The following is a 16,643-nucleotide window of genomic DNA, read 5'->3' as shown; positions in this document are numbered from 1 at the left end:
TAAACTGTCTTTAAACGGATTGAGCCCGGTAAAATACCGAACTCAATCTAAATATAGTTAATAATTTATTGTCCAACTTTGGGGGGGCACTTCAATACGCCCGACTTTTTTAGTATTTTATTATTCAATTTCCTCATCCCACAACATTGTATCATCCGGAGCTGTCAGACACGAATAAATTATACTTATCCAACTGATAATATATGAAATTACCGCCATTGTCATCATACCTCTTCCTCCCCGCCTGTGTCGGCATTGAATGTGAAGCTCAGAGTAAAGCTGTTGCCTTCCGAGTTAAAGAAATAAATATCAAAGACGGCCTGTTCATCTGATTGAGACGTATAATAGAAACTGAACGATTCTTTCGTCAGGCCGTAGTAATCATTGGGCAGGAACGGCTTGCTTCCGTCCATACGCAAACTGCCCATTCCATCAAACTGGAAATACCTGAATTTATATGCCGTATTGGCATAGGAACCGCTTTTTTCGAGTTGACACCTTATCTCTACCGTCTCCCCCTTCTTTATCTTCTTGGGGACAGGCAGGTGAGTAACTTGGAATTCATAATCCTGCTTAATATCAATATCGTCGCTACAGGCACACGCTATTGCAGCCAGCAATAGCGTAAAGATTATATATGATGCACATTTTCTCATAGTTCTCTTGTTTTTAGCGGTCTATGACCTTAGTTTATAAATATTTTGACTCCTGCTCCCAGTTGGAAATGGAACTTATTAATTTCCGAGCCGAACAGTACCCGCTCCCGGGCATTAATTAGCAGTACAAACCTGTCCGACAGGAAGATTTCAGTTTCAAAGGAAATCGCCCCGCCATACAGGAAATTGTCTTCGCTGGTAATGGTAGCTCCGTCGAACAACAGTTCCTTACCCCAGTTAATGGTTTCATATCCTCCTACAGCCGACAACCCTACCGAGAAGAACAGGGTTTTACTTGCGTCCGATAAGAAGTTCAGGTAGTAGCCGCCTTCGGCCGTTATCTGGGACAGGGGGATAAACCTGTCCTTGTAAGCATAGCTTTTTTGCAGGTATTCCCCGCCGAATACCCAGCGGTTACCGTTTTTGGTATAAGTAGACAGGGCAAGACCGCCGAAGAACGCCTGCCCGTCTTTTTTCTCCAAAGTAAAGCCATCGACAAAGCCTCCCGTTACCTGTATGCCTTTTTGTCCCGGCAAATAGCGTTGAGCATGAGCCTGCCCCATAAAGAGCAGGCTTAGTGAGAAGGCCAGTGTGATTATTAATAATATTCTATTCATATTACTCATTTTTAGTTCTCATCATTTTCAAATTTGCTAATTTTCCAATTGATTCTTCATTTTACCTTTAGTTCGTCAATTTCCTTAGCCCGTAACAGATCTTCATTTTCAATCACAAAGGACTGGTTTCTACCGCCGTTCTTTTCAAAAAGTTCGATTACCAGCTGCTTGTCATTGGGTATTGTGATTTTGTCTATGGCAAATACCGTGCGTTCCGTTTTATCGCCTCCGACAGATGATACAAAATTGTATGCCCTGAGCGGATAGATCACCGTTTCCTGAATGGCCGTCTGCTTTACCATCTTCTTATCTACGATCTTCATGCGCACAAAATCCACATCGAAAGCGACATTGGAGGCGTTTTTAACCGAAGTGTGCAGATACAAGAGGTTGTTATGCGAATAAATACCCTTTAGCAAATACTGCATGCCGAACCGTTTTGAGCCGATATGCTTTACCAGCCTTTTGTCGGTATTGTATATGGCGCGGTTGATGATATATACGGTACGTGGCGATTCGCGTCCCAGTTCCTTCAGGTAAATATCCATTGAGTTGTTTGGGTTATTCGTAGCGATACCGTCGTGCATAAAATCCTTCATCTCGATATTGAGTTTTTCCGGTTCATCGGCATATTTGACATTGAAGGTGTAGTAGCTTCCTTCTTCGGTAATGACCGCCATATTCGTCTCCGTTTCAAAGTCCCGTATAGCCGCCTTTACCCGCAGGATATTCTCCGATGTACCCGCCTTGCCTGCAATAATGCGGTTCGAGCCCAAGTCCACATACCGGATCGGCGCAGGAAAGATGATATGCACCGTTTTATCAAAAGTTACTTCCAGTCCGTAAGGCGGAATCATCCGGTCGAAAGTGATTTTCCTGGTCAGCCCTTCGTAATAATCCCCAAATGTCGGTTTAAGCACTTGTTGCAGATCCTCCTGCATTTGCTCCGGTGTTTCCATTAGCACAGGTATTGTATCTTCTGTCTGGGCATTGGCCATTATTGTTGTAATAGCTAATGCAAATAATATAATATATTTCTTCATTGTTCTTAATTTAAAATTTTTCATTTTTAGTTTTTCATTCTCTAAATTGGCACATCGGCATATTAGCTAATTGACTAATTGACTTTCGGCATCAGCATAACCTTATATCCCGATTTGAGCGTAACCTTAATCTCCTTTATCTTTTTCTGCATATAGGCGGATAAGCCCTGTATCGCCCCTTTTGTCAGGTCGGAGGTCAACTGAGCCCCTGTGCTCTCGGTCATCGTAAAACTTGTGCCGACACTGTTACCCATATTCGCCATGATTTCTTTAGCGGCGTTCATCTCCAGTGAGCCGGGAATGTAGATTCCCTTCTGCCCGTCCGAATCATAGGTTGACATTTCCACCGGGATAATCGTTCCCTGGTATTCTATCGAAGATACCTGTATATCCAGCCGCTCCCCCTGAATCTTGGCGACTCCGGTAACGATAGTGTTTTCCGGTACGAGTATAGTTCCCGCCATCAATGGCTCGGTCAGCCGCAAACGAGTGGTCTGTCCGTTGACCACTGTCTGGTCATCGTGGATAACAGCCGATATAGTATTTTTCTCCGATACGCCCGTTTCCCCGCCCATCGTATTGAAACTTGTATTGCGGGGCTGGTCATACATCAGGAAATAATCTTCATCCGATAATTTTTGAGATAGAGCGGAAACCGTTTGGTTCCGTATCTGACGAATTGGAGCAACTTTCGTTTTACCATTGTTGCTGTTGCTACTCCTTAAAGTTCCATTGGAAATCCGTTTGCTCAGGCTTTCGTTATTACTGCTGTTATCCTGTTGTCCTTGCGGCATATACTTTGCCGCCATTTCGTAGGATTTTTCCATCAGGGCTACCTGCTCGTCCATAGCCGACTGTTTGGTATCCTTCTCATTTATTTTAGCCTCCAGCTCCTCCAGCCTCTTTTTCATCTCTTCTTTTTCGGGATCAGCTTCCGGTTTTTCGTAGAAATTGCCCAATGTTTTGTTGATGTCCCGGTAGGCAGCCACCGAATTGCCTATCGGCGCTTTCTTGTCCTGTTGTTGAATTGGTTGCTGTTCCGGTTCATCTGCCAGGGAGATGCTTACCTGCTGTTTGTCGTCGGTTTCCCCTTCCAGCATATCCATATATCCCTGAAGGGATTGCATCCTGTCCTTCTGCCTGTTCTGCATCTGTTCCTGCTCGTAGGCGTCTTTCTTGTCGCCGATAAGCCCGCCGCCATCAGGATCGGGTATGTCTGCGTTAAGCCCAATACCTTCCTGTTCTTTGGCTTTGTCCTTAGCGGATGGTTTGAATATCAGCCATATCGAGCCGGCGCAGATAATCGCCATCAATGCAAAAACCGCATACTTTTTAAGCTTTTGCTTCTGTTGTGTATTTAAGTTCATAATCCTTGAAATTTGTTGGTTTAACATTCCCTGAATAATCATCCCTTGCAGGTTTGATAGCCTTGATGCTGTCGAAGGCGCTTTTGTCTATCTCCGAATCGATAAAGCCCTCCTTCCTGTTTCCGGGTATCTCCAATCGTTCTATATGCTCAATACCGGGGTGTTTTTTCCTCTCACTCTCTTTTCCCCAGTTGTATATGGTGGAAAATGTGAAGTAGAGATTGCCGATTGTCAGTATCAGGAGCATTATCAGGATAGTAACTATCCGTTTGTCGGGAGTCAGTTCCCCGCACAGGTCTTTGAGTTTGCCTTCCAGCCAATAACCCAGTTCCTTCAGTTGTTCTTTCATATTGTTCATATCCCAATTTTTAGAGTTTTACCCCTTCTCCCTCTCCTTTGGAGAGGGCCGGGGTGAGGTGGCTATCTGGCAAGCGCCCTGATATCCTTATTCTCCCTGACCTCAAACCCTTCAATCGTAAATCCATGCGGATTGTTATCCGAGCGGACGGAGTTCAGTAACCTGCAGGATGTAATCAGGGAGCGTTCAGTTATGTTACTCTCCCGGATAATCATCTGCTTTCCGTATGCTACCACCTGATAAGGATAGACATCCAGGTTGCAGGCCACACTGTCAATCTGGACAGTCTGGTTGATATTCCCCGAAATGATGCGGTTATAATATCCTTTCTCCGACAAATCCTTATAATAATTGAAAGCCGATTTATCGGACAGGAGCAATGCCCTGTTGATATTACTTTCGATAGCGCTTTTGTCGGGAGAAAGGGTAAAGAAGAGTTCGTGGAAACGCCTGACGTGCTCCCTTGCTTCCACAGGCCGGTTTTGTGACAGGTCCTGCGAGAGGGCGAGCATCAGCGATTTCCCGTTGTCCAGTACATATATTTTCTGACGCTGGGCTTCCGCGAAGCCGTATGCGCTGTATACGGAATATCCCGTGACAAGGGCGCACATACACAGGAACACGATGCCGAAAATACGGAGTTGCTTAAAACTCGTTTCGATATTTTTTAATGACTTAAATTCCATAAATTCAATTTGAAAATTTGATAATTAGCAAATTCGGAAATGAAACATTTTGTTATTGAGGCAATTTGCTAATCTCCGAAACAACGTTCGGCGGAGCCAATTTGCTTATTGTTTATCGTTTTTGTAAGGATAACCGGGAGCGGTGGCTCACCGCCCCTTTAACCTTCCTATAATATTACCAGCTGCCGCTCCGGCAGCTCCTCCGGCAATAGCTCCTCCTTTGGTAGCCGTCTGGTTTACATTCTTGCCGAAGTTGCCCATACCCCCTGCCGAGATGATCCACCCTGCAACGGTAGGTATCGTAAAATACCCGACAATGCCGATAATCATAAACAGGATATATATCATATCCGAGTGGTCTAAAGAGAAGTCCGGGTCTACCTGCATACGGTCGATATCAGCCTGCAACATCAGTGATTGAAGCCGTGCCAGTATTGTACTGAATAAATCAGATACGGGCAGCCATAAATAGACCGACACATACCGCGTTATCCATTGTGTCAGCGTAGATGAGAAACCGTCCCAGACAGATATGCCGAAAGCAATAGGGCCCAAGATTGCCAGCACTATCAGGAAAAAGGTGCGTATCACATCGATGACCAGCGCCGCGGCCTTGAAAATAATTTCGAGCAGCTCCCTGAACGTTTCCCGCATCCATTTTTTGATGTCATAGAGTTCTTTTTCAAGGTACAGGCCTACCTTTTGCCCGACATCGGTAATGCCCATCTCTTCCAGTTTGGCATCGAAAATATCATTGTCTACCAGGTAGGCTGTTTCGGGATTGCGCCGCATAATTTCATATTCCAGCCTATCCTTCTGTTCCGCGTATTTCTGCATATCGAATGTTTCCGACTGTAACATACCGTGTGTTCCCTGTACGACAGGACTCATAATGCTGTTGATAGTTCCCAGTACAACAGTAGGAAAGAACATAATACACAACCCTATGGCAAAAGGACGGAGCAGGGGATAGACATCGATGGGTTCCGCCCGCGAGAGGGATTGCCATACCCTGTGAGCCACATAGAACAAAGCTCCCAGCCCGGCTATTCCTTTGGCTACCCCGGTCATATTGCCGCACAGGGGCATCATCTGGTCATAGAGGGTCCGCAGTGTTTCGTGAAATTGATCAAAATCCATAAATTCAATTTGAAAATGAGTTAATTTGAAAATTAGCAAATAAAAGCGCCGCTTCGCGCCATTGGCAAATTCGAAAATGAAATCACTTCTAATAAAGCAATTTGCTCATTTCCGAATTTGCTCATTTGCTAATCAGAGTTTACCAGTAGCGTGAATCCGGATTGCCGTATAATGTATTGACGCGGGAAGTCTCCCCGCTCTTCTTCGCCCGCAGGTACGATATTCCGATATTCTTATTGGTGTAATAGCGTACCAGGTTGCGGTAACCGACCATCGAGTCGTAACATCTATCCACCACTTCCATCCGGTCTTTGTCGGTCAGGGATAATGTGCTGATGTTGACCACTCCTTTGAGTTCGGTCAGCACATCGTTACTCTGTTCCAACAGTTTGGCATATCCGTCGGCAATGGCGTTGAGTTCTTCTACGGAAAAATTCGGGTCGGCCATCATTTTCTGGAAACTGTTCACGTATATATCCGATACTTCGCCTACCAACAGGATGGTCTTCTGGACCTTCTTTGCGTCCTTAACAAGGTTATTTACCGCCTTTAGCGCGTCATAGTATTTTTTACCCTGTTCGTATATTTTAACCGTTTCCTGAAATGACTTTACCATATTGGTAGCCGTCGTCGAAGTCTGTACCACCTGCCGCGTCGTATTAACGATTCCCTGAGCCAGGTTGGATGGGTCGAATACCGCCCATTGCGCGTTTACAGTTGTTGTGAAGAGCACAAGGCCCATCCACAACATAAAAATCTTGGTTTTCATGCTGTTGAACTTTTAATGATTAAATAACTGTTTTACAGGGGGCTGCCCTGTATTATAAAGGAATAGCCCTTTGCCCTGCTTATAGACTGGCGCTATTCAGGGAAAGCGTTCCCGCCTGTCCCGTCCGTCCAGCCGGCGATCTTTACCTGCCCGATACGCAGCTCGTTCCCGTTCAACTGGACATCGTATGTGTTCCTTGTCCCCTGCTTCCACTCTGTACCCGCAGGCGCTTCCCATGTGAAAGCTCTCCCGTCGATGTCGAAGGTAATAACGACCTCGCCGCGTGATGATGTTTTGGCCGTCGGAACCAGCAATAGTTTTACATAGCCATTCTCATCTGTGGATTTCTCATCCGGGATCATCAGCAGGGGAGAGCTGTTTACCTGTATGTTCCGGTCTGTCCCGGACATATCCGAGATTTCCCCGGTCTGTATATCCAGGTTTCCGTCGTAGTGTACTATCGCCTTGCCCGGCGCATTGTTGATGCAGACCCTGTCGAGCCTTCCCTGCCAGGGATAATTGGCTTTATAGATATTGAACTGTACCAAAGCCAGGGCATGGTTCATGGTCAGGCTTACCGTCCGGTTATCCTTATTGACAGCCGCCTGTCCCGTTGTATGCGTCCCGTACATATAATCCGTCGATCCGCTTTGCACCGGGATTTCCGCTCCGTTGGTATAACTGCTGCTATAGGGGTAATACGCAAAAACCGTTGCATCGTGCGCATAGAGGTTTACCGCCGGGTTTTGCTTCCAGATACCTCCGGTGAATGTGGAAAGTATATTGCGTGAAGCGGAAGATGAATAATCGTCATTCAGGCTTCCTCTTGTTATGAACAACCCCAGCTTGCTGCCTTCTGTAAAATCGGAGACAGGCCCGCTTTTCAGGGATTTATCCATAGGCCTGAGCCCCGTCTCGATTACCAGCTCCGAAGAATTATTGCCTGCGGGTTCCTGCAAATCATCATTGTTGCAGCTGACAAGCCATACCATACAAAATGAAAGGAATACGGTCTTTATGAATTTAGTTTCCATATTGATAATTTTAAGTAAATACTAACGGATTTGTAAAAGGGAGTATGGAGCAGGAACTCCATACCTTTTCCCTGTATATACCTTAGTACAGGTTAATCTCCCCTTTAGCCCCTTCTGTCCAGCCGGTGATGACAATATCGTCTACTACCAGCTCCGTACCGTTGAAAGTGACATTGTAGAGGTACTTCGTCCCCTGCTTCCACGCGGTATTCACAGGAACATTATAAGTATAAATAGCCCCGTCGATAAAAAAGCGCATCACAATACTGCCGTTGGCTGATGATTTGCTTACAGGTATAACCATTATTTCCAGCGGACCGGCAGGTTCATCTTCTGTAAGGGTATATAAGCCGTTCACATTTTCAATATAAGCCGGGTTATACTGCCCTCCGATATTAGTCAGCTCCCCTGTGGAGATATTCAGGCTGGCGGCACTGAATAAATCGTTTTTTCCGTTGATATTGGCTACTTCAATACGTGTGAGTTTACCCTCTCCCGGGTAATTCATCTTTTTAATATTAAATTGCAGGAGGGCTTTAGCATGTTTCATACGCAGGCGTACATTGGGATTCTCCCTGTCTATATTTCCCTGTCCTTCCGCGTTAGTTCCGTACATATAGTCTACCTGGTTCGTATGGGATACGATCATATTGGATGCGCCGTTGGTATACGCTGTATTATACGGATAGAACGCGAAAATTGTAGCCGGAGTATCACCCAGCTTGACTGTAGGGGTCAGTTCCCATTTCCCGGATTTATACTCCGCCTTGACATTATTATAAGGCCCCTGCGGGTAGTTACTTCCCAATGTTCCGCTAGTCACGAACAGGCTGAGAGCCGATCCTTCAGGGAAACTGCTTAACGCCGCTTTCGTTGAACGCAAACCTGTCCCGGCGGAAACTATCTCCGTTTCGATACGCAGGTCCGCCGTCTGTCCCGGAGACGGTAAAACCGTCTCATCCTCATTGTTACAGCTTGAAAAACCGAATACTGTAGCGGATATTACCGCCATGCAAATAAATAAACGTTTCATAAAAATGGATTTTAATAGTTAATTAATTATCAATAAGGCTACTTCCCGGACTTTGGCGCCTTGTGCCGGTCGGTAGCTCCCTGCGATTACTTTTTTTCTTACTAAGGTGTATAACACCCTTTTTATAATTCGATAACCCCGCCGTCCGAGACGTCCCATCCTGCTACCTCCGCTTCCATGCCCATCAGCCCCAATCGTATTTGAATCGTGATATGGATTATGCGTGTCGTAAAACCGCTGAATACATCCGTCAGGGCGATGGACTCCCTGTATCTGTTACCATCGGAAGTTTGCACGGCGATATCCAGCAGGTTGTCTATCCTGCCTGTACCCTGCTTGTCCGGATTTACCCCGAATACGTTCAACGTGGAAGAGAATACATTGTCTTTCTCTACATTTCTTTGAGTATCAAAAGCCAGCCATGCGTCAGACTCCAGCGCATCCGACCGCTTAAAGCTATATTTGTAAGCGATGCCCGATAACTCCCCGCTGACGGCGCTGACTCCCATATCTGTATTACCTACTACGACAAAATCGATATCGATCCGGCGTGTAGCCGGTTTCAGCGCAGGTTCACAAACTACCCTTTCAAAAGGAATCACCGTCAAATCAGCATTGGCGGCATACAGAACCGGGGCCTGAACCGTATAAAGCCTGCCGTCCTTTTCAAATGCGCTTAGTTCCGCTTGAGCCGTTTCCGGGCAGTCCATACCGGAGAAGTCGATATTTTGCAATCCGTATGCATTACATGCCAGTACCCTGTAGCTTGCAGCCCGGATACCTGTCACCAGGGTATCCGATGTGATACCATACATATAGTTATGCTGCGGCGACAGCAGGTATATATCCGTCAGGGCAGGCTTTTCCTCTCCCACAGTCAATGCCGATAAGTCCGGCTTTATCTCCACATCCCCGTAGTAAGTACAGTCCTCCGAAAAGTCGATCAGATTGCAGGATGCCATCAGCGTACAGCAGGTAAAGCAGATAAGCGGGATCATTGTTTTAAAAATAGTTTTCATATAATACTTAATTTGAAAATTCGGATATTCGTAAACCAGTCAATATTCATTCCCGTTCCATATCATTAGCAATTAGCTCATTTGCACATTTGCATATTAACACATTTGCATATTTGCATATTTGCATATTGGCACATTGTCTCATTGGCATATTTACATATTGGCACATTAGCTAATTATCAAACCGGATAAGGTTATATGCCTTAATCAGTTTGTTGATTTCCGGGTCGAGCGTACCCCTCCAGCGCTTGGCCGGGTCCAGCTCCACCGAGTGGAGGTAACGCCTGACAGCTTCCTCTTCCCTTCCCAGCCGCGAAGCCAGTACCGCCAGCAGGTACTCCCTGTTTGCCGTTTCCGGTTCTTCCAGCAGGATAGTATATGCCGCCTGATCGTATCCGAGGCTCATCAGGCATACAGCCGTGTTATAGTCGTTATACTCATACAGTACCGAAAGGGCTTCGGAATACTTCCGTTCCGTCATCAGCTCCATACCTTTGGCATATACCGTATCCGGCTCCGTGGTATGGATGGTATCCTTTACCATCCCCCTGCGGTGCACATGGAATGTAAAGTCTACAGCCCGTAAATGCGGATAGAGTTTTTCACGGATGTACCTGTATTCGGCAGGATATTTTGAGCGGATATCCGGCTCCTTCCTGTCCGGATCGGTATCCGCCATAATCAGGTCAAGGATAGATTTCCTGTTTTCACTCTCCAGGGAATCCGAGACAAGTTCCGATAATCCCTGCCAGTCTTCCCCCTTCGGGTACGGTTTCAGCATGGATGCGATACCTTCGATTCCCGACAGTTTCCCACTGAGATACTTACCAATCGATTCGGCGCGCCTTTTCGACAACAGCATATTGGAACGGAAGGAACCCTCCGGCGAACAACCGGCCACCAGCGAGATGCTGTCCGGGACAAATTCGCCTGTTTCCGTAAGCTTCTCCAGCATCTCCCGTACCTTATCCAGTTCCCGGTGGTTATCCCCCAAATCAATGTCCATATTGTACTTGCCTGTACTGAACGCGATATTGGCGCGGAGCGTGGATACGGCTTTGCGTTCGATAACCTTTCGCATATAGCGGGGAACGGTATCCAGGAACTGTATCATGGACGACACCACATAGTCCAGCGTATCGGAATGGGGCAACAGGTAACTGTCGCCCGAAATAGACCGCGCATACCCGTCCAGGTAGATTTTCATCCTGCGGCTGTCCCCGTCCGCCATCACCTGCTGCTTGTAATAGTATTCAAATTTTCCTTTATTATAAATGACAGTATCGAGCCGCGCTTTTTCGTTTTTCGGAAACTTTACCGTTTCAGCGAAAACGATATGCCTGTTATCGACCAGGCTTTGGTTCCGGGCAATCTGCCTGTCTTTCAAAAAGCGTTTTTTTAAGAAAACCGAATCGGCAGCCGTTACAGGCGCGTAATTATTGACAAAACCGATACTGTATTTTTCCTTACGGTATTTCCATAATGTATACTCCGGAGCAAAGCCCCGCAGCAGGTGGAACATCGGCAGCAGGTTTACAATCTCATTATACCGCCTGTTATAGACAGATGCTATATATGCCGTATCCCGGCCGAAATATCCGTACCGCTGCTTTATCTTCGGAAAACCCATCCGCTTTTTGAGCCAATGTTTGTTGCGGCGCATCCTTTGGTTAAAGAAAGCATAGCGTTTCTCCAACCCGGCTTTGTACTTCGAATAGCCCGCATGGTCCAGGGAGTCTTTGCGTACACGCATAAACTCAGAGCGATTGTAACGGTCTATATACCGGTGGAAAGCCCCTGTACGGACAAAGTATTTATCGAACAGGCTGTCGGGAACTATCTTCGAAAGGTACCTGTCAAACTTAGCATATTGCTTTTGCTGCAATTTCCTGAACTCATCCCCGGAGATAACCAGGCCGTCAAAATCCGAAGTTGCGCCCGCCTTTACCAGATGCGGCGTCAGGTTCAGTTGCCATTTACTGTTTATCAATTCTTCGGGAACCGATACAATAAAATCCACATCCACCTTACCGGACCGTTCCGGCACATTCTTCATCCTGGCCGTTACCGTTACCTCGCTGAGCTGTACCGATAACTGCGCGTTCCCTTCCTTATCCTTTTCCGTCTGTACATAAGTGGTGACATTGCCGTGCCTGTCCTTCATACCGATGACCGAAGGCAATTCCTTATCCCGCGCCTTTTCCTCCGTTCCTTCCACAGGCTGTACAGGCAGGTGGATATTGGCGCGAGCCTCCTTATCCATACGCTGCGTGCCGCAGGAAGAGAACAGGGTTACGATAAATAATATCACTGTCAATGCCCGGAACAGGCAGACAAAAGGATATGTTATTATTTTTATATTCATAATTTTTTACTAACAGTGCATGTGTTTATGATATATTTTCCGGTATGACTATCTTTAATATTTACACTTACCGGGTAATAAAAAGGCCTGCGGCCTTAGAAGAGATAGATAAATGAGAGGGCGAGCCTGTTGGGCACGGCTACCCAGCGCGAATGTTCTCTCTTTTGCCGTCCGCATTCCTGACACTCGTACTCGGTATAGTCCGCCCGGACAAGCCCGGCGCCCCCTTCAATTTCCAGGTTCCAGCGCGGCGACAGAAGCCACGCATAGCCCATGCTTACCCCCATTCCGAATGCCACACCCTCGTAGCGGCTGTCCTTCCACGAGATATGGTACTTCGAACCGATGGCGTTTACCCCGATAAAGCCGTTCACATAAGATTCCAGCAGCCAGTAACGCGCCCCTGGCATAAGGGTAAAGTTTTGCAGCTTTTTGTTATCCTTAAAAACGAACGGGTTGTAATATACGGGCAGGTGCAGCGACCACTTGCGGTCCAGCGCCATGCTTATTTCCGCGTTGATAGTAGCCGTTCCCCAGGCCGGGATATTCGCGCCCAGCGAATAGGACTGGGCTTGCAGCTGGCTTGCACAAAAGCAAAAGAAAGTCATTAGAGCACAGGTGAATATGTTCTTTTTCATCTTGTTAATTGAATTAATTAGTTATGGATTCTGCTTGCTATCCGCCAGCTGTTTTATCGCCAGTTCTATATCCCCGTCCAGCTTTTCCGCTAACCGCATGACCTCCAGCTTTTCGGTCTCCTCCGTCGTATAGGTCAGGTACTCACACATACTTACTTCAGTGGCATAGACTGCCGACTGTACGCCTCCCAGTCCTATCCATACTTCCTTGTATTTGCGGTTCGGGTTGTTTGCCATATTGATGGAGAGGATTTGCGCCCGTTCCTTGTCGGTCAATCCCAGCATGGACTGGATACCGTCAAACTTGTTCATGTACTTGCGCTGGTCCAGCAGTATCTTACAATCGGAGTTGGTAATAATGGCTTCCTTGACTATCGGTGAATGGACAATATCGTCTACCTCCTGTGTTACGACTATAGCCTCCCCGAAATACTTCCTGACGGTTTTAAACATATATTTCAGGTAGTTAGCCATACTGTCTTTGGCGATAGCTTTCCAAGCCTCTTCCAAAAGCAAGACTTTGCGGACGCCTTTCAACCGCCGCATCTTATTGATGAAAACTTCCATCAGGATGATAGTTACCACAGGGAACAGCACGGGATTATCTTTTATGGCATCTATCTCAAAGACAATGAAGCGTTTATTCAGCAAGTCCAGTTCCTTGTCCGAGTTCAACAGGTAATCGTATTCGCCGCCTTTATAGAAGGGTTCGAGGATAAACAGGAAATTATTGATGTCGAAATCTTTCTCCCGTACTTTCTTTTTATCCATATTATGGCGGTAATCGTTTTTGACGAACTCATAAAAGGTATCGAAGCAGGGGACGATACTCCTGTTGCTTGTTATCAGGCCGATGTATTGGTTGACCGCGTTGGACAGGGCTACGCTTTCCGAACCTGACGGCCGCTCATGCTCCTGCTTCCACAGGGTCAGGATCAGCGTCTTGATACTTTCCCGCTTTTCGATATCGAATATCCCGTCTTCCGTATAAAAAGGGTTGAACGAGATAGGATTCTGTTCGGTATAAGTAAAGTACACCCCGTCTTCCCCGTTGGTCTTCTGACGGATCAGGTTACATAAGCCTTCGTATGAATTACCTGTATCAACCAGCAATACATGGGCGTTTTGCTCATAATACTGCCTGACCATGTGGTTGGTAAAGAAGGACTTTCCGCTACCCGATGGCCCCAATACGAACTTATTGCGGTTGGAAATGATTCCTTTCTTTATTGGCAGGTCGGAGATATCCAGGTGCAGCGGTTTTCCCGTCAGGCGGTCTACCATCTTGATGCCGAAAGGCGAGAGCGAACTGCGGTAGTTGGTCTCCGCGACAAAGAAGCATAAGGCCTGCTCGATAAAAGTATAGAATGATTCTTCCGCCGGAAAATCCCCCGCGTTGCCCGGTATCCCCGCCCAGAACAGGGTCGGCGTATCCACGGTATTATGCCGGGGCTTGCATTCCATCAACGCCAGCTGGCTGCCCACATCGTTCTTGATTCGCGAAAGGTCTTCCTTATCCTCACTCCACGCCATGACGTTTACATGGCAGCGGACGGAGGTCAGCCCATAACTGTGCGCTTCGTTCAGGTAATCTTCGATCCACTCCTTATTGATTTGGTTGGAACGGCTGTACCTCGAAAGCGAGTGCATATTCCTTGCCTGCTTCTCAAACTTTTTCAGGTTTTCTACGTGGTCGTCGATAAAAATGTACTGGTTAAGGATATGGTTACAGGACAATAATACGCCTACCGGTGCGGCGAAGGATAACCTACAGTCGCTTCTATCTGTTGACAAACGTTCATAGCGGCTATCGGTCTGTACCTTTCCCGGCAGGTCTTCGGTATCGGAGAGGGTATGCAGGCAGAGGTAATTATCCCCCACTTTCATTTTCCCTGCTCCGAGGGTAATATCCTGCAAGCAGGTGGTATCGCTCTGCGACAGGGAAAAATACTTTTCGACGATGCCCGCCTCTTTTCCTGTCCCTACGATCTCATCGGTGGTAATGCGGGTCAGCCTGATAAACCCCGAATCGTTGATGATCCGTTCGAACTGCCCCACCGCCTCGATAAACTTCTGGATAGCTTCTTTATCCTGCATTTCCTTGGGGATAATAAAACCCCGCGTCAGGGCGTTGAAGTTGCTTTGCTGGCGCGCCCTGTCCTTCGTCGTTTTGGTCAGGAACAGGTAGCTGGTATGGTTCAGGTACGGGCGTTCGTTGAAATGGTGTTCAAACGAACGTGACAGGAAACTGATGTCATCCCTGTCTAAGTCCGGCTTGTACTTTTCCTCTATAAACCAGTCCTGCCGGTGGACGACGCTGTAATTGGGCAGTACTTTAATAGCTTTGAGCCATGCCGAGTGCATCGCTTCGTATTCGGCGGAAGTGACGGTAAAGAGTTCGGGCAGTTCCACCCGGTAGGCTACCGACAGGTCGGCGTCCTTACTGAGGATGTAACCGTCCTCAACCGTCAATAGCGGGAATTTACTTTCCAGCGTAGCTGCTTTGGCTGTATTTCTCATGGACGCGCCTCCTTCCTTTTCCTGAGGAACAGGTTTCCGATCCGCCTGCGGTTGATGATATACTTCGGGTGGTTGCGGATGGCTTGCAGCTTCATCAGCCCGAACTCCCCGTATTTGCCGTTCAGGTGGAAGGTAGCCCAGACCAGCGTTCCGGCAGCAGTACCGCCGAAGCCGATGCACACCGTCTGGGGGATACCTACCATATACATGATCACAAAGACTACGAATACCGACAGCAATCCTCCGGCGAAAATGAACAGGTACTGTGATTTCAAGCCCTTGAACTCGGCGGGGCGGCCGATCCCCTTGTTGATTGAATATTCCATTCTTCTTATTTTTTAATGATTGGTAAATGGGTTAGTAACCCGGTATCCGGCGGACAGGGGACTGAAATTGAATCTACATACCGTAAATTGCTCTCAGGCTTTACCCTTCAGTCCGTACCGGATAACAGGGATTGAATCATTTTACAGGAAGAATGAGCGCAGTATGGTGGCGGCTACAATCAGGAAGATACAGGCCCCGAACCACGAAGCGGCGGTTTTCGATGTGTCGGGGTCGCCGCTCGAAAATTTTGAATATACTTTTACCCCGCCAATGAGTCCCACGACTGCGCCGATGGCGTATATTAATTTGGTCGCTGGGTCAAAATAACTGGTCACCATGTTGGTAGCTTCGGTGATACCGCCGATACCGTTGCCCTGGGCGAATAAGGTTGAACCTATGGCTAAGGACATAGCCATAGAAAGAAGGATTTTCTTTCTCATAAATGTTGATCTGTTTTAAATGCCGTGGGGATGGATAGGCCCCACGGCGGGTTAGAGAATAACTTGGATAATTAGCACGGCCACAGGCCGTTTTGTTTTACATCGTCTACAAAAACATGCAGACTGTTTTGTTTTATGTTTCTATTTCTATTTCATTGTTCATTGGATATATCTTTTCTAAAAAATACTATTGATATCGAAATTCTCGAACTCTTCGGAACCGGATAACTTTTCACCATCTTCGGTCAGGTTATGCTTTTTCACATGAAAACGAATCAAGGCGTTTACCTTCTCCAGGGTTTGCCTGTCTTTCGATGCAAATTGCTCTATGATTTCGGTAGATTGATTCTCGTACAGTACACGTCCGGCTTCACCTTTCTCCTCATCCGACGGCTTTACTTTGGCAATGACTTCCCCGGCATTCATCAGTTCATCGTAACCGGCTCCGCTTGCAAGGACAGCGCCTCTTTCCGCTTCGAGTCCTACCGCTTCTTCGTCCGGGTCAAATTCCTCTTCGGACATCGTTTCGACTTTCTCCAAAGGAACGTCCACATCAGCTATCTGATTGGTTTCTTCCTTCGTTTCCGGTGCAAATGTAGATTCTTTTTCTATAACTCCATCATTTTTCGGG

The 16,643-nt window shown here is 47.0% G+C and carries 17 protein-coding genes; all 17 read right to left on the bottom strand.

The window, feature by feature from the left end:
• Positions 1-224 precede the first annotated feature (224 nt).
• Positions 225-656: a TraQ conjugal transfer family protein gene (locus tag BUC12_RS19210; RefSeq protein ID WP_062185325.1), complete on the bottom strand. Its 432-nt coding sequence runs from the start codon at positions 654-656 to the stop codon at positions 225-227.
• Between the two features lie 29 nt (positions 657-685).
• A complete protein-coding gene (locus BUC12_RS19205; protein WP_062185321.1) occupies positions 686-1,273 on the bottom strand; it encodes a conjugal transfer protein TraO in 588 nt (195 codons plus the stop codon).
• A gap of 56 nt (positions 1,274-1,329) precedes the next feature.
• A complete protein-coding gene (gene traN / locus BUC12_RS19200) occupies positions 1,330-2,316 on the bottom strand; it encodes a conjugative transposon protein TraN (protein ID WP_062185328.1) in 987 nt (328 codons plus the stop codon).
• A gap of 74 nt (positions 2,317-2,390) precedes the next feature.
• Positions 2,391-3,683 (bottom strand): conjugative transposon protein TraM, encoded by a 1,293-nt coding sequence (traM, locus tag BUC12_RS19195; RefSeq protein ID WP_073357349.1) that lies wholly within the window; start codon positions 3,681-3,683, stop codon positions 2,391-2,393.
• Entirely contained in the window at positions 3,649-4,041 is a 393-nt protein-coding gene (locus BUC12_RS19190) for a TraL conjugative transposon family protein (protein ID WP_236689424.1), read from the bottom strand. Before BUC12_RS19190 ends, traM begins: the two co-directional genes overlap by 35 nt.
• A gap of 62 nt (positions 4,042-4,103) precedes the next feature.
• On the bottom strand, positions 4,104-4,727 hold the full coding sequence (traK, locus tag BUC12_RS19185; RefSeq protein WP_062185354.1) for a conjugative transposon protein TraK: 624 nt from the start codon (positions 4,725-4,727) through the stop codon (positions 4,104-4,106).
• Positions 4,728-4,874: 147 nt separating this feature from the next.
• Entirely contained in the window at positions 4,875-5,867 is a 993-nt protein-coding gene (gene traJ / locus BUC12_RS19180) for a conjugative transposon protein TraJ (RefSeq protein WP_073357348.1), read from the bottom strand.
• A gap of 139 nt (positions 5,868-6,006) precedes the next feature.
• Positions 6,007-6,636 (bottom strand): DUF4141 domain-containing protein, encoded by a 630-nt coding sequence (locus BUC12_RS19175; RefSeq protein ID WP_062185104.1) that lies wholly within the window; start codon positions 6,634-6,636, stop codon positions 6,007-6,009.
• A gap of 92 nt (positions 6,637-6,728) precedes the next feature.
• Complete coding sequence (locus tag BUC12_RS19170; RefSeq protein WP_062185102.1) at positions 6,729-7,670, bottom strand: fimbrillin family protein; 942 nt, start codon at positions 7,668-7,670, stop codon at positions 6,729-6,731.
• 82 nt (positions 7,671-7,752) lie between these two features.
• On the bottom strand, positions 7,753-8,703 hold the full coding sequence (locus tag BUC12_RS19165) for a fimbrillin family protein (RefSeq protein WP_070808649.1): 951 nt from the start codon (positions 8,701-8,703) through the stop codon (positions 7,753-7,755).
• A gap of 122 nt (positions 8,704-8,825) precedes the next feature.
• A complete protein-coding gene (locus tag BUC12_RS19160; protein WP_062185095.1) occupies positions 8,826-9,722 on the bottom strand; it encodes a hypothetical protein in 897 nt (298 codons plus the stop codon).
• A 172-nt stretch (positions 9,723-9,894) separates the two neighbouring features.
• Positions 9,895-12,087: an OmpA family protein gene (locus tag BUC12_RS19155; RefSeq protein ID WP_062185091.1), complete on the bottom strand. Its 2,193-nt coding sequence runs from the start codon at positions 12,085-12,087 to the stop codon at positions 9,895-9,897.
• Between the two features lie 95 nt (positions 12,088-12,182).
• Positions 12,183-12,725 (bottom strand): DUF3575 domain-containing protein, encoded by a 543-nt coding sequence (locus tag BUC12_RS19150; RefSeq protein ID WP_070808648.1) that lies wholly within the window; start codon positions 12,723-12,725, stop codon positions 12,183-12,185.
• A gap of 21 nt (positions 12,726-12,746) precedes the next feature.
• Positions 12,747-15,245, bottom strand: coding sequence for a TraG family conjugative transposon ATPase (locus BUC12_RS19145; protein ID WP_062185084.1), 2,499 nt, complete (start codon positions 15,243-15,245; stop codon positions 12,747-12,749).
• On the bottom strand, positions 15,242-15,571 hold the full coding sequence (locus BUC12_RS19140; protein ID WP_062185081.1) for a DUF4133 domain-containing protein: 330 nt from the start codon (positions 15,569-15,571) through the stop codon (positions 15,242-15,244). The genes BUC12_RS19145 and BUC12_RS19140 overlap by 4 nt, the downstream gene beginning before the upstream one ends.
• 141 nt (positions 15,572-15,712) lie before the next feature.
• Positions 15,713-16,012, bottom strand: a complete 300-nt coding sequence (locus BUC12_RS19135; protein ID WP_062185078.1) for a DUF4134 domain-containing protein — start codon at positions 16,010-16,012, stop codon at positions 15,713-15,715.
• A gap of 177 nt (positions 16,013-16,189) precedes the next feature.
• The coding region (locus tag BUC12_RS20215) for a hypothetical protein (protein WP_073357347.1) at positions 16,190-16,643 on the bottom strand (454 nt) is incomplete at its 5' end.

The organism is Indolivaga macrotermitis, assembly GCF_900128985.1.
In the GTDB taxonomy this organism is placed as follows: domain Bacteria; phylum Bacteroidota; class Bacteroidia; order Bacteroidales; family Dysgonomonadaceae; genus Dysgonomonas_A; species Dysgonomonas_A macrotermitis.
This window is presented reverse-complemented; position numbering and strand designations above follow the sequence as displayed.